7 protein-coding genes and 4 pseudogenes are annotated in these 13,034 nt (G+C 69.6%); 4 read left to right on the plus strand and 7 right to left on the minus strand.

The features are described 5' to 3' along the window. Positions 1-110: 110 nt before the first annotated feature. From ACZ7LT_RS25390 to ACZ7LT_RS25400, 3 genes and pseudogenes are all read left to right on the plus strand, one after another. Positions 111-875, plus strand: a pseudogene (locus ACZ7LT_RS25390) (collagenase); the annotation flags it as partial. A 537-nt stretch (positions 876-1,412) separates the two neighbouring features. Beyond that, complete coding sequence (locus ACZ7LT_RS25395) at positions 1,413-2,648, plus strand: IS701 family transposase (RefSeq protein WP_471238643.1); 1,236 nt, start codon at positions 1,413-1,415, stop codon at positions 2,646-2,648. A gap of 1,143 nt (positions 2,649-3,791) precedes the next feature. Beyond that, positions 3,792-4,532: a class I SAM-dependent DNA methyltransferase gene (locus tag ACZ7LT_RS25400; protein WP_471238400.1), complete on the plus strand. Its 741-nt coding sequence runs from the start codon at positions 3,792-3,794 to the stop codon at positions 4,530-4,532. A 46-nt stretch (positions 4,533-4,578) separates the two neighbouring features. Here the strand turns inward: ACZ7LT_RS25400 and ACZ7LT_RS25405 are convergent. The 3 pseudogenes from ACZ7LT_RS25405 to ACZ7LT_RS25415 all read right to left on the minus strand — a co-directional run. Continuing rightward, positions 4,579-5,076 (minus strand): annotated as a pseudogene (locus tag ACZ7LT_RS25405) (IS5 family transposase); the annotation flags it as partial. Positions 5,077-5,078: 2 nt separating this feature from the next. Beyond that, positions 5,079-5,474, minus strand: a pseudogene (locus tag ACZ7LT_RS25410) (GNAT family N-acetyltransferase); the annotation flags it as partial. Between the two features lie 123 nt (positions 5,475-5,597). Further along, positions 5,598-5,783 (minus strand): annotated as a pseudogene (locus ACZ7LT_RS25415) (IS256 family transposase); the annotation flags it as partial. Between the two features lie 713 nt (positions 5,784-6,496). On the opposite strand from ACZ7LT_RS25415, the gene ACZ7LT_RS25420 reads away from it, so the two are divergent. Continuing rightward, positions 6,497-7,888 carry an MFS transporter gene (locus tag ACZ7LT_RS25420; protein WP_471238401.1) on the plus strand — a complete coding sequence of 464 codons (1,392 nt, stop codon included), beginning with the start codon at positions 6,497-6,499 and terminating at the stop codon, positions 7,886-7,888. A gap of 101 nt (positions 7,889-7,989) precedes the next feature. On the opposite strand, the gene ACZ7LT_RS25425 is transcribed toward ACZ7LT_RS25420, so the two are convergent. The 4 genes from ACZ7LT_RS25425 to lnt form a co-directional block, all read right to left on the minus strand. Then, positions 7,990-9,876, minus strand: coding sequence for a helix-turn-helix domain-containing protein (locus ACZ7LT_RS25425; protein WP_471238402.1), 1,887 nt, complete (start codon positions 9,874-9,876; stop codon positions 7,990-7,992). A gap of 79 nt (positions 9,877-9,955) precedes the next feature. Further along, positions 9,956-10,765, minus strand: a complete 810-nt coding sequence (locus tag ACZ7LT_RS25430; RefSeq protein ID WP_471238403.1) for a 3-hydroxybutyrate dehydrogenase — start codon at positions 10,763-10,765, stop codon at positions 9,956-9,958. Between the two features lie 55 nt (positions 10,766-10,820). Further along, positions 10,821-11,303 (minus strand): NUDIX hydrolase, encoded by a 483-nt coding sequence (locus ACZ7LT_RS25435; RefSeq protein WP_471238404.1) that lies wholly within the window; start codon positions 11,301-11,303, stop codon positions 10,821-10,823. 29 nt (positions 11,304-11,332) lie between these two features. Then, positions 11,333-12,958, minus strand: a complete 1,626-nt coding sequence (gene lnt, locus ACZ7LT_RS25440; protein ID WP_471238405.1) for an apolipoprotein N-acyltransferase — start codon at positions 12,956-12,958, stop codon at positions 11,333-11,335. Between the last annotated feature and the right edge of the window lie 76 nt (positions 12,959-13,034).

Here is a 13,034-nt window from a genome sequence, read left to right on the forward strand (position 1 = left end):
AGGCCCCCCAAGCCGACCCGAAGCCGGACCACGTCTTCGCGGACCCGGGCCAGCGCCCGGCCCACGGCAACGCCAAACGCACTCTCGGCGCGACCGCCGGCGGCGGCGGCAAGCTGGAGTCGCGCATCCTGCCGATCGTCCACAACTGCAGCCCGTCGCTGCGGATCCGCGCCCAGGAGATGACCGCCGACCAGCTGACGGCGACCTGCGCGAGCCTGGCCAACCAGGACGCCTACTTCCACAACGTGGTCAAGGACTCCGGGCCGGTCGCAAACGACTACAACACCACCCTGGAGGTCGATGTCTTCAACTCGAGCGCCGACTACAAGGCCTACGCGGGGAGGATCTACGGCATCGACACCAACAACGGCGGCATGTATCTGGAGGGAGACCCCTCCCGTACGGGCAACCAGCCGCGGTTCATCTGCTACGAGCGCACCGACGTCAGCCCCGGCTGGCAGATCTGGAACCTCAACCACGAGTACACCCACTACCTCGACGGCCGCTTCGACCTGTACGGCGACTTCAACGCCAGCCAGACCACCCCCACCGTGTGGTGGGGCGAGGGCATAGCGGAGTACATCTCCTACTCCTACCGCGGCGTCACCTACTCCAAGGCGCTGGCCGAGGCCGGCAAGCACACGTACTCCCTGCGCACGCTGTTCGACACCACCTACGCCAACAGCGACGTCAACCGCACCTACAACTGGGGCTACCTCGCCGCCCGCTACATGGTCGAAAGACACCCGGCCGACGTCGCCACCGTGCTCGGCCACTACCGCACCGGAAACTGGACGGCCGCGCGTTCCTTCCTCACCTCGCTGGACTACGAGAGCGACTGGAACGCCTGGCTGACGGCCGTGGCGGCGGGCTCCTGACCCGTACGCCTGCTACGGCCGGACTTCCCCGCACAGGCACCGAACGACTCCGGAAACGATGAAGATCCCGACCCGATCAAGAAGATCGGGTCGGGATCTCGTCACCATTCCTGATCTTCGTGCCCGCCTGCTCCCCCTGCAACAACATGAAGCGCAAGCGGGACCCTGTGGTGTGCTACCTCGCGACAGCAATGGCCGGGGAGTGGCGCGGGATGGGCACGATCCATGGCGGAGCCGGGTACCGCAACTCAGCCTTCGGGACCTGTACCTCGTACGCCACGAAGAAGCGCTCGGATGGCCGGAGCACCTGGAAGAGGTCACCGCGGAAGTCAGCAACCATGACAGGCAGATGTGCTTCCTGAACCGCTTCTTCCACATGGGATACCCCCAGGGCGGAATCGGAGTGGACTTCTGGCTGGCCTCGTCAAAGGACAGCATCGCCGAGGCTCATAAGAACGGGTTCCCCCCAACACCTGGCTAGTAGTGATTCGTTACGTCGGGTGATCTCGCCTGGTGGTGGGCATCTTCTCCGGTATGAGGCTTGGGGAGGTGGAACGGCTCCGGGGTGAGTTATCGGGGTTCGTTGCCGATGTGTTCGCCTCGCTTCCGCGGCGGGATCAGCGGCGGTGGGGTGATTGTTATCTGCGGGGTCTGATGCTGGACGGCCGTCGGAAGTCGACCCAGCCGATGGCCGATCGGCTGCCGGACGGGAACATGCAGGCCCTGCAGCAGTTCGTGAACCAGTCGCCGTGGGATCCGCTGCCGGTGCGGCGGCGGATTGCCGAGCGGCTGTCCGAGGTGATCACTCCCGAAGTGTGGGTGGTGGACGATGTGTCGTTCCCCAAGTGCGGCAAGGCGTCGGTGGGGGTGGCCCGGCAGTACTGCGGGGCGGTCGGGAAACGGGCGAACTGCCAGGTCGCGGTCAGTGTCCACGCCGCCACCGACACCGCCTCGTGCCCGTTGGAGTGGCAGTTGTATCTGCCGCGTGAGTGGACGGACGAACCGGACCGATGCCGCAGGGCAGGAGTCCCCGGCGACGTGGTGCACCAGGAGAAGTGGCGCCTCGCGCTCGGCCTTCTGGACACACTCGCCGAGTGGCAGTTACAGGCGCCGGTCGTGGTCGCCGACGCCGGTTACGGCGTCAGCACACCGTTCCGGCTCGGTCTCGAGGAGCGAGGGCTGTCCTATGTCCTGGCCCTGAACGGGAAGGAAGTCGCCCACCGGGAGGATGCCGAGCCGTACCAGCCTGCTTATGGCGGACTCGGACCGCCCACCCTTCCCCGCTACCGCACCCCACCGCGAGCCGTCTCCGTCCTCGCAATGGAGGCGAGTACGGAGCGGTTCACCGAGGTGACCTGGAGGCAGGGCAGCAAAGGCGCGATGACCTCACGGTTCGCGGTGCTGACAGTGCGGCCCGCGGGCAAGCAGTCCCTGGTCGCAGCTCAGGAGGCGGGCGGCGGCCGCAACTGGTGGGACGGCGTCCTGCCCGCCCGGACGCTCCTGGTGGAGTGGCCGGAGGGGCAGGACGCTCCGAGGGACTACTGGATATCGAACCTGCCCGCCACCACACCGGCCACCGACCTGGTGCGCTGGGCGAAGATGCGCTGGCGGATCGAGCACGACTACCGCGAACTCAAACACGGCCTGGGACTGGACCACTTCGAGGGCCGCACCTGGCACGGCTGGCACCACCACGTCACCCTCGTCACCGCCGCCCAGGCATTCCTCACCCTCAAGCGGCTCGACCCAAAAGTCCGCACACCGGCCTGACCCTCAACCAGGTCCTCGACGTTCTTCAGGACCTGCTGAGGTGCTGGGCCGGTACCTGCACCACCTGCGGACGACCTCTACCCGCCCAACGAAGCCGCCGCAGACAGGGCAGAACCTATATGCGTCAAGACATCGCCCGTAACGCACATAATGCACACTCGGTAAAGACGCAGGTCAGCGGCCCTTTTCGGCGGGCTCAAGGATCGCGACGCACTCCACGTGGTGGGTCATCGGAATGACGTCGGCTTCCAACGGCAGGGTTCGAAGGTGAGCCCTGCTCAGGACCGTCAGACTCACGCCTTGCGCTCATCCGCTCGGCGCCACACTTCTGCCCTGCCCCCTCACAGGCAGTAACTCAGCATGCCCTTGGCAGCGCCTCCGACGGAATGACGTCCCCTGCCACCACGGCCCGCCGCAACGGCACTTCCCGGGGAGAATCTGGGGAGTATCGACGGTCCTGGGGAGCGCGTGGGGAGAATCGACCGCGTAACGCAGCACGATCCTGGATGACGCTGAAAGACTTATCCGCACAGGTCAGGAGGTGGGTACCGCCACATCGATGCAGGTCAGCGCCATCATTAGACAACTTCAAGAGGATCTCGTTCTGGGGACAGAGGATCGCGCCCGAGGGCTCGCCTAGGCGTCCCACTGAAGCTCAGATCGGGTTCTGTTGTCGACATGCACGTCATTGGCAAGGTGCTTGAAGTGGGCTGCGCACTTGGGATACTGGCGGAGTATCGATGCGACTGAGCTGGCGTTGTCAGTGGTCAAGGTGCTCAGCCACGTGGGGATGTGCTTCTGGGGCCCCACTGATCCCAATCGGCATCCCACTCGGAAGCGCCGTTGCAGGACTCTTCACAGCAGGTCGAGTTCTCCAGCGGCCGCAGCCTCTTGCGCGATGCCGATCAGCCACATGATGGCTGCGTCGACCTCTCCTCGCTCTGGCAACCTATGAGTCCCTAAGAACTCCTAATGAAATGATCTCCAAGGTGGTTGGATCACTCCGGGACTGATGATCCGGGGTGCGGGGTGGTTCGGTCGAAGCCCTGAGAAGGCGACGACGAGCTGTGGGCGGTGCACGCTGCGCCGCAGTGAACGTAAATGCGTCGACAATGCCCTCGACACCCGGCAAAGTGGCCGTCCGTGACGAGCAGTGAGCTGTGGACCCGTGCGACCGCCGACCGCTACGACGCCGAGGAGGCCGAAGCGTCCTCGGCCGCCGTTCTCGGACCGACCCTCGCCTTCCTCGCCGAGCTCGCCGGAGACGGCCGGGCACTGGAGTTCGCCATCGGAACCGGACGCGTGGGCGTCCCGCTCCGGGAACGCGGCGTGCCGGTCGTGGGCATCGAACTGTCCGAGCACATGGCGGCGGTGCTGCGGCGCAAGGTCGACGAGGACAGCCTCCCGGTGGTCATCGGGGACATGGCCACCACTGTCGTTCCGGGCGGGTTCACCCTGGTCTATCTCGTCTACAACACCATTACGAACCTGCTTACGCAGGACGAGCAGGTCGAGTGCTTCCGCAACGCCGCACGGCATCTGGAGCCTGGCGGCCGATTCGTCATCGAGCTGGGTGTGCCGCCGCTGCGGTTCCTGCCGCCCGGCCAGGTCGCGGTGCCGTTCGACGTCTCCCAGCAGCATCTCGGCTTCGACACCTTCGACCTGGTCGAGCAGATTCTCGTCTCGCACCACTTCACCCGCGACGGCGACGACGGCCATTACCGCCGCGAAAACTCCCTGCACCGGTACGCCTGGCCGGCGGAGCTCGACCTGATGGCACGGATCGCCGGGCTCGAGCTGGAACGTCGCGTCGCGGACTGGGACGGGTCTCCGTTCACCCAGGACTCCGCGAAGCACGTCTCCGTGTGGCGCAAGCCAGCCTGAGGTCGGCCACTGGGCCATCAACGTTGGTCGTGCCTGTCTTGAACTTCTATCGGGAGTTCAGGCGTCGCCAGCAGATCAGTGCACATCCGAGGGTGAGGAAGGCTTCGTGGATGTCGTCGCGGATCTCCCAGCGGATCCGCAGGCGGCGGAACCAGTGCAGGTGGGCGAATGCTCGCTCCACGACCCAGCGTTGCGTGCCCAGGCCCGAGCCGTGCTCGGTGCCCCGGCGGGCGATCAGGGGCTTCACCCCGAGATCCCGGACGAGGCGGCGGTACTTGTCGTGGTCGTAGCCGCGGTCGCCCAGCACGATGTCCGGGTGGTGCCGGGGCCGGCCACGCTTGCCCCTCACCGGCGGCACCGCCTGAAGCAGCGGAATCACCTGGGTGACGTCGATGCGGTTGCCGCCGGTCAAGGTGACCGCGAGCGGGATACCGGTGGCGTCGGTGATCAGGTGACGCTTGCTGCCCGTCCTACCCCGGTCAACGGGGCCTCGTCCCGTCTTGGATCCCCCTTTCAATGCCCGTACGTGAGAACCATCGACGGCCAATAGCCGGCTGCGAGTAGAAGCGCCGTGGCATCCTGCTCGGAGGCCACGGCGTTCGCGCCGATCACTGCCGTCCGCGCCGTTCCATGTTGTTCGACGAGCTGGCGGATGCGCTTTTCGGCCCAGCTCAGCATGGCTGACCCCATGCCCTGGTGGCGGTGCTCGGGCAAGAGGTAACCGCGGTGCAGGTAGAGCCACGTATCGTCCCGCTCTTGCCACCACCGGATCGCCGCGTAGCCGACGACGCTCCCGTCGTACACCACCAGGATCTGGTTCTTGGACGGCTCCTCCAGCTCGGCATAAGCTTCGGCAATCTCGGCCGCTGTCGGGAGCCCTTCCACAACCGAACGGGCGTCGACCCGGTCCCGTTCGGCACACCCCCGCCGCACCGCGGACATGGGTCCGTGGTCTTCGTCCCCGCGATACGGCCGGAACCCGAAGCCGGCCGGAAGGTCCTGTCCTGGCGTGTCATCCGACGTGATCGGATGATCTCGAACTTTGAGGCAGGCCCGCCACCCTATTCATGCCGCGGTCGTCTGCGGCCGTTCAACGCGCCAGCCGCGTTCGAAGCGGGCTCCGGCACGGACGAGTGCGACGAGATGGGGTGCGTTCACGGCCCGCCACCACTGCTGGGTGGACTCGACGAGTGTGAAGACCATGGCCGGGACGGCGGTGCGGGAGCCGGCGCCTCGGGTGACCATGGTCCGCCGCAGCCCAGGTGCCCGGCACCTCCGTAATGCGCCCACGCTCGTCAAACTGCAGCCCGTCTTGCTGGAGTTCGCCGCCAAGTCGTCGAGCATTATGGCTCTGCCACGCTTCGCTGATCGCTCGCACAGTCAGGTTCGTGGCCAGCCTGCGAAACGCGATGCACGTAGCATGGCTGACCAAGTCTCTGCGGCGCGTCGGCATGCAGACAAAGATAACGACCCAGTTCCCTGCAGTTGACAATGGAACTGGCCAAGAACGATGCGCCATGAGTCACGAAGCTTCCGACGCGCATCCTGCACAAGACCCCGGTCCGTCCGGCCTTTCGCGGCTCGTGGCCGGCCCCTACGGCTCGTCAGTCCGCCTGCCCACCACGCAGCCCCAGCGCCCGATCTGCAACACATGCCGGAGTTCTACGCAGCGTAGTCAGCACGGGAGGGGTGGGAACGGGTGATGACGTGGGCTCTTAGTCAGCACCAAACCAGCACGGGAGTCAGCACGGCACCTCCACATCATGCCCGAATAGCGCAACTCAGGCAGCCTCCTTCGCGGCCTCGTCGAGGCCGTCGCGGAGACACCGGCACCGCCCCCATGGTGGCCCCACGCACCCCCGGCCCAAGAACTATGGTGTCCCACCACATACGCCCCTGACCTGCGCGTTCCTACGGTATGGCGACACGAACACGTCCCCGTCACACGCCAGGAAGTGGTGCCGATGTCCTCCCCCGCGACCGCTCCGCCAGCCCCCTCCAGCCTCAAGCGCATCGTCGCCGCGAGCCTCATCGGCACCACCATCGAGTGGTACGACTTTTTCTTGTACGGGTCGGCCGCCGCGCTCGTCTTCAACAAGCTGTTCTTTCCGGGGTCAGATCCGCTCGTCGGCACCCTGCTGTCGTTCCTGACCTACGCCGTCGGGTTCGCCGCGCGCCCCCTCGGCGCCCTGGTGTTCGGGCACTACGGGGACCGGCTCGGGCGGAAGAAGCTGCTCGTGCTCAGTCTGCTGATGATGGGTGGGGCCACCTTCGCCATTGGGCTTCTGCCGACGCACGCCGCCATCGGGAGCGTCGCGCCCGTGCTGCTCACCGTGCTGCGGCTGGTGCAGGGATTCGCGCTCGGGGGTGAGTGGGGTGGGGCCGTGCTGCTGGTCTCCGAGCACGGGGATGCGCAGCGGCGCGGGTTCTGGGCCTCCTGGCCGCAGACCGGGGCGCCCGCCGGGCAGTTGCTGGCGACCGGGGTGCTCTCGGCGCTCACCGCGCTGCTGTCGGAGTCCGCGTTCATCTCCTGGGGGTGGCGCGTGCCGTTCCTGCTCTCCGGTGTGCTGGTGATCGTGGGGCTGTGGATCCGGCTGTCGGTCGACGAGTCGCCCGTCTTCAAGGCCGCCCTCGCCGCCGCCGAGGAGCGCAAGGCCGCCGCCAGGCAGGTCGAGAAGATGCCGCTGGTGGCCGTGATGCGGCACCACTGGCGGGATGTGCTGATCGCGATGGGCGCACGCATGGCGGAGAACATCAGCTACTACGTGATCACCGCGTTCATCCTCGTCTACGCCACCACCAGCACCGGCCTGAGCAAGCAGACCGCGCTCAACGCCGTTCTCATCGCCTCCGCCGTGCACTTCGCCGTCATCCCGGCCTGGGGCGCGCTCTCCGACCGGATCGGCCGCAAGCCGGTCTATCTGATCGGCGCGATCGGCGTCGGCGCCTGGATGTTCCCGTTCTTCGCGCTGATCGACACCAAGAGCTTCGGCAGCCTGCTGCTCGCGGTGACCGTCGGCCTGGTGCTGCACGGGGCGATGTACGCGCCGCAGGCGGCCTTCTTCTCCGAGATGTTCGCGACCCGAATGCGCTACTCCGGTGCCTCGATCGGCGCCCAGTTCTCCTCGGTCGCGGCCGGCGCCCCCGCGCCGCTCATCGCCACCGCGCTGCTCGCCGACCACGGCACCTCGACCCCGATCGCGCTGTACGTGATCGCCGCCGCGCTCCTGACCGTCGTCGCGATCAGCTGCGCGAAGGAGACGCGTCACCGGGATCTCGCGGAGGTGGAGGCCGAGGGGACCGAGAGCGGTACCGCGGCCCGGGAGGCCGCCGCGGCGGACGCCCGTACCGCCTGAGCCGGCTCGCAGGTCTCCTCGTCGGAAGGGTCTGGTGGATCCCAGCGATCCACCGGACCCTTCGACGTGTCAGCTCGATGTGTCAGCTCGACGTGTCAGTGTCAGCTCGTCACGGCCGCCGCCATCGCGTGCAGCCGCAGCGCCAGTTGGATCTCCAACGCGCGGGCCGGCTCCTGCCAGTCGGCGCCGAGCAGCCGCCCGACCCGGTCCAGCCGCTGGGCCACCGTGTTGACGTGGACGTGCAGCGCGTCCTTGGTACGGGCCGGGCTCATCCCGCTCGCGAAGTACGCCTCCATCGTCCGTACCAAGTCCGTACCGCGCCGCTCGTCGTAGGCGACGACATCGCCGATCGTGCGCCGGACGAACCCTTCGACGTCCCGGCCGTCGGCGAGCAACAACCCCAGGAATCCGAGGTCCTGGGCGGCCGCGCCCTGGCCCGCGCGGCCGAGCAGGCGCAGGGCGTCGAGGCAGCGGCGGGCTTCCTCGTACGCGCCGGCTATCGCCCCCGGCCGGGCCGCGGGCGCTTCGACCGGTGCGGACGCCCCGACGGTGACCGGTTCCCGCAGCGCGCCGCCCAGGTGTCTGGCGGTCTGGCGGGCGAGTTCGGCGGCGCTGTCGCCGGAGCCCAGGGGCAGCAGCAGGACGGTGCCGCCGTCCCGCGCCGACGCCAGGCCGTGCCGGGTCGCCGCCAGATGGGAGGCGGCGGACCACAGCCGCTGGCGGTCCGCGCTCTCGCGGCCGCCGGTGGCCGGCCCGCTGCCCACGGTGGTCCGGTCGATCCGGGCGGCGAGGACCACATGCGGGGCGTCGACGTCGGTACGCAGCCGGGCGGCCCGCTCACGCAGCAGCCGCCGGTCCCGGTCGGGCGCGTCCAGGAGGTCGTCGAGGAGCTCTCCCCGTACGCGCTGTTCGGCCTCGCCGGCCGAACGGCGGGCGAGCAGAAGCAGGGAGGTGACCAGCGCGGCGCGCTCCAGGGTGCGCTGGTCGACCGGGTCGAGGTCGCCGTGGCCGCGCAGGACGAGCGCGCCGAGCAGCTCGCCGCCCGCGGAGACGGCCGCGACCCAGTCGTCGCCGTGGCGCACGGCACGGCCGTCGCTCTGCGGTGCCGCCGGCACGGTGTCGGTGAACTCGACGGTCCCGTCGAGGACTTCGGAGAGCGACTCGGCCACGTCGTGGACGCCGCCGCCGTGCAGCACGAGCTCGCTCAGCCGGTCGTGGACCTCCGAGGCCCGCTCGATGACGGCGCTGCGGTCGCGGATGATCTCGTTGGCCCGCTCCAGTTCGGCGAGGGCGGAGCGGGTCTCGGCGAGGAGGTTCGCGGTGTCGATGGCGACCGCGGCGTGGGCGGCGAACGAGCCCAGGAGGGCGACCTGTTCGCGCTCGAAGACCCGGGCGCGGCGGTCGGCCGCGAAGAGCACGCCGATGACCTGGCTGCCCAGCGTCAGCGGGACGCCGAGGATGGCGACGAGACCCTCGTCGCGGACGCCGGAGTCGATGGCCCGGGTGTGCTGGAAACGCTTGTCGTCGAAGTAGCTGTCGGTGACGTAGGGGCGGGCGGTCTGGGCGACGAGCCCGCCGAGCCCCTCCCCCATCCCCAGCCGCAGCTGCTGGAAGCGGGCGGAGACGGACCCGTCGGTGACCCGCATGTAGGTGTCGCCCGCGACCGGGTCGTTCAGGCTGAGGTAGGCGACTTCGGTACCGAGGAGGGACCTGGCCCGCTGCACGATGGCGCGCAGGACCGCGTCGAGGTCGCGCAGGCCCGCGAGGTCGTGCGCGGTGGCGAAGAGCGCGGACAGCTCGGCCTCACGGCGGCGGCGCCCTTCGAGCTCGGCGCGGACGCGCAGGGCGAGCTGCTTGGCGTGCTCCAGCCCGGCCAGCGCCTCGGGGCCCGCGCCGCTCGCGCGGGCGAGCAGCACGGGCCGGTCGTACGCCTCCACGGCCGCTCCGCGGGCGAGGAGCTCCAGGTAGGAGGCCTGTTCTTGGGACATGGACACAGGGATACCTGCCGTACGGGTGATCGCACCAGCCCTGTGGACAACCGATCCGGCCGGCACGTGGCTCCACCGCTCAGTGCGCGGTCCAGCCGCCGTCGAGGGCGAGGGAGGTGCCGGTGATGAAGGAGGCCTGCGGGGTGCAGAGGTAGAGGACGGCTTCGGCGACCTCCTCCGGCTCGATGAGCCGCTTGAGGGCCGAGTCCTTGAGCAGCACGTCGGTGAGGACGGCCTCGGGCGGGATGGCGTGCGCCGCGGCCTGGTCGGCGATCTGCCGTTCCACCAGTGGCGTGCGCACATAGCCGGGGTTGACGCAGTTGGAGGTGACGCCGTGCGCCGCCCCTTCCAGCGCCGCCGTCTTGGAGAGACCCTCCAGCCCGTGTTTGGCCGCCACGTAGGCGGACTTGTACGCCGAGGCGCGCAGCCCATGGACGGAGGAGAGGTTGACGATCCGGCCCCAGCCCTGGCCGTACATGTGCGGCAGGGCGCCCCTGATCAGCCGGAACGGCGCCTCCAGCATCACGGTGAGGACGGTGTGGAAGACGTCTGGGGGGAACTCCTCGATGGGGCGGACCAGTTGGAGCCCGGCGTTGTTGACGAGGATGTCGGTGCCGGCGGCGGCGGTCTCGGCGGCGTCGAGGTCGGTGAGGTCGAGGACGTGGGCCTCGACGGTGCCCGTGAGGCCGGCTGCCCGGTCCACCAGTTCGGCCAGCCCGTCGGCCGCCCGGTCGACGGCCCTGACCTTCGCGCCGGCGGCCGCGAGGCGCAGCGCGCAGGCACGGCCGATGCCGCCGGCCGCGCCGGTGACGAGCGCGGTACGGCCGCCGAGGTCGACGGTGACGGAGGGAGGTGCGGCGGCGGGACCAGATGCGGTGGGGGCGGTCATGCTTCGCACCCTACGAACCGCACCGCCCCCCACCGATGTGGTCAGCACCCATACTTCAGCCCAAGGGGGTGGCGTCGAACCATGTGGGTTCGTCGGCGAGCGCCTGCTTGATCCGGAACAGCGAGAACTCCCTCAGCTCCGGCAGCGCGTCCACGGGGAACCAGCCCACATCGGTCGACTCCTCGTCGTTGACCCTCGCCCGGCCCCCGATCGCCCGGCAGCGGAAGGTGACGTCCATGAACTGGCACTGGTCGCCGTTGGGGTACGTCACCGGCTGGTGCATGGTCTGGACGAGGACGACCCGCTCCACCTCGCAGCGTACGGCCGTCTCCTCGTACACCTCCCGTACGGCGGCCGCGGCCGGCTGCTCCCCCGGGTCGACGATGCCGCCGATGACCGACCACATGCCGTTGTCGGTACGCCGCCCGAGCAGGACCCGTCCCTCGTCGTCGAGGACGACCGCGGTCACCCCGGGCAGGAAGAGCAGCTGCTGCCCGGCGGTTTCGCGGATGGCACGGATGAAGTCAGGGGTACCCATGTCGTCGACCCTAGGTGTTCGGCGCGGTCTCAGGAGGCGGGGACGGCGGGGACGGAGCGTCGGGCCCGGATGCCGCGCGTCGTGGACCAGCCGAGGCCGGCGACGGCCAGCGCGACGAGTACGGCCTCGGGAAGGGTGCCCATCCGGGTCGCGGGTGTCTGGGTGGACCGCAGCGGCACCTCGGCGACCAGCGCGGCCGGGGTGAACATCCCGCTCTTCTCCACGATCGTGCCGTCCGGCCGGATGATGGCGCTGACCCCGCTGGTGACGGGCACGACGACGGCGCGGCTGTGCTCGACGGCCCGCACCCGCGACATGGCGAGCTGCTGGTAGGTCATCTCGCTACGTCCGAAGGTGGCGTTGTTGCTGGGTACGGAGATCAGCTGGGCGCCGTGGGTGACCGTGTCCCGGACCGCCCAGTCGAACGCCGCCTCGTAGCAGGTGGCGAGGCCGACCTTGGTGCCGGCCAGGTCGAAGACGCCGACCTTGTCGCCCGGCCCGAAGTCCCGGCTGACCCGGTCGACGTTCTCGTTGAAGAGGCGCACGACCGGCCGCAGGGGGATGTACTCACCGAACGGCTGCACATGCCGCTTGTCGTACGTGGCGACGGGGCCGCGCCGCGGGTCCCATTCGATCAGGGTGTTGCGCAGCTTCCCGGTGTCGGGCGTGAGGACCGATCCGATGACGGTCGGGGCGCCGATGGCGCGTACGGCCTGGTCGATGACGAGGCGGGCGTCGTCGTTGCGGTACGGGTCGATGTCGCTGGAGTTCTCCGGCCACAGCACGAAGTCCGGCCGGGGTTCCTTGCCCGCGGCGACGTCGTCCGCGAGCTGCTGGGTGCGGCGGGCGTGGTTGTCGAGGACCGCCCGGCGCTGGTCGTTGAAGTCGAGGCCCAGGCGGGGCACGTTGCCCTGGATCGCGGCGACGGTGGCGGTGCCGTCCTGCGCGGAGGCGTCCACCAGGGGCAGCGCCGCGAAGGCGCCGGTGACGGGGACGAGGACGGTGAGCGCGGCGGTGGCCAGCGGGCCGCGCGGCAGGACGTGGCTCGCCCGGTACGCGCGGAGCAGCCGGACCGTCTCGTAGAGGCCGAAACCGCACAGGGCGACGGCGAAGCCGAGGACGGGCGTGCCGCCGAGCGCGGCGAGCGGCAGGAACACACCGTCGGCCTGGCCGAAGGCGATCTTGCCCCAGGGGAAGCCGCCGAAGGGGGCACGCGCGCGTGCCGCCTCGCCGAGGACCCAGACGGCGGCGGCCCACACGGGCCAGGCGGGCAGCCGGGAGACGACGGCGATGCCGAGCCCGGTGCCGCCGACGAACAGCGCCTCGGCGGCCACCAGGGCCAGCCACGGTACCGCTCCGACGAACGATCCGGTCCAGATGAGCAGGGGCGCGAGGAAGCCGAGCCCGGCGAGGTAGCCGAGGCCGAAGCCGGCGCGTGGACGGCGGTCGCGGAGCGTCCAGCCGAGGAGCGCGAAGGCGGGCAGGGCGAGCCACCACAGGGGCCGAGGCGGGAAGCTCAGGTAGAGCAGCGCTCCGGAGAGCACGGCGGCCCCGGGGCGCGCGAAGCGCCGGAGCAGCCTCCTGAGGCCCCGGTCGGCGGGTTCTGGCACGTCGGATGCGTCGGACGGACCGACGGGGGTGATGGTGGCGCTCACGTTGCGGAGTCTACGGCGCATGTCTGTGGCGCCGGCCGGGCGCCCGACGGACCAGCCGGAGGGGGCGCGCTCCGGG

The sequence above is a fragment of the Streptomyces sp. NPDC039465 genome (genome assembly GCF_055639315.1).

Coding starts and splice junctions, on each gene's coding strand:
- ACZ7LT_RS25395 (WP_471238643.1), top strand. CDS start 1,413: ATGAGGCTTGGGGAGGTGGAACGGCTCCGGGGTGAGTTATCGGGGTTC.
- ACZ7LT_RS25420 (WP_471238401.1), top strand. CDS start 6,497: ATGTCCTCCCCCGCGACCGCTCCGCCAGCCCCCTCCAGCCTCAAGCGC.
- ACZ7LT_RS25425 (WP_471238402.1), bottom strand. CDS start 9,876: ATGTCCCAAGAACAGGCCTCCTACCTGGAGCTCCTCGCCCGCGGAGCG.
- ACZ7LT_RS25430 (WP_471238403.1), bottom strand. CDS start 10,765: ATGACCGCCCCCACCGCATCTGGTCCCGCCGCCGCACCTCCCTCCGTC.
- ACZ7LT_RS25435 (WP_471238404.1), bottom strand. CDS start 11,303: ATGGGTACCCCTGACTTCATCCGTGCCATCCGCGAAACCGCCGGGCAG.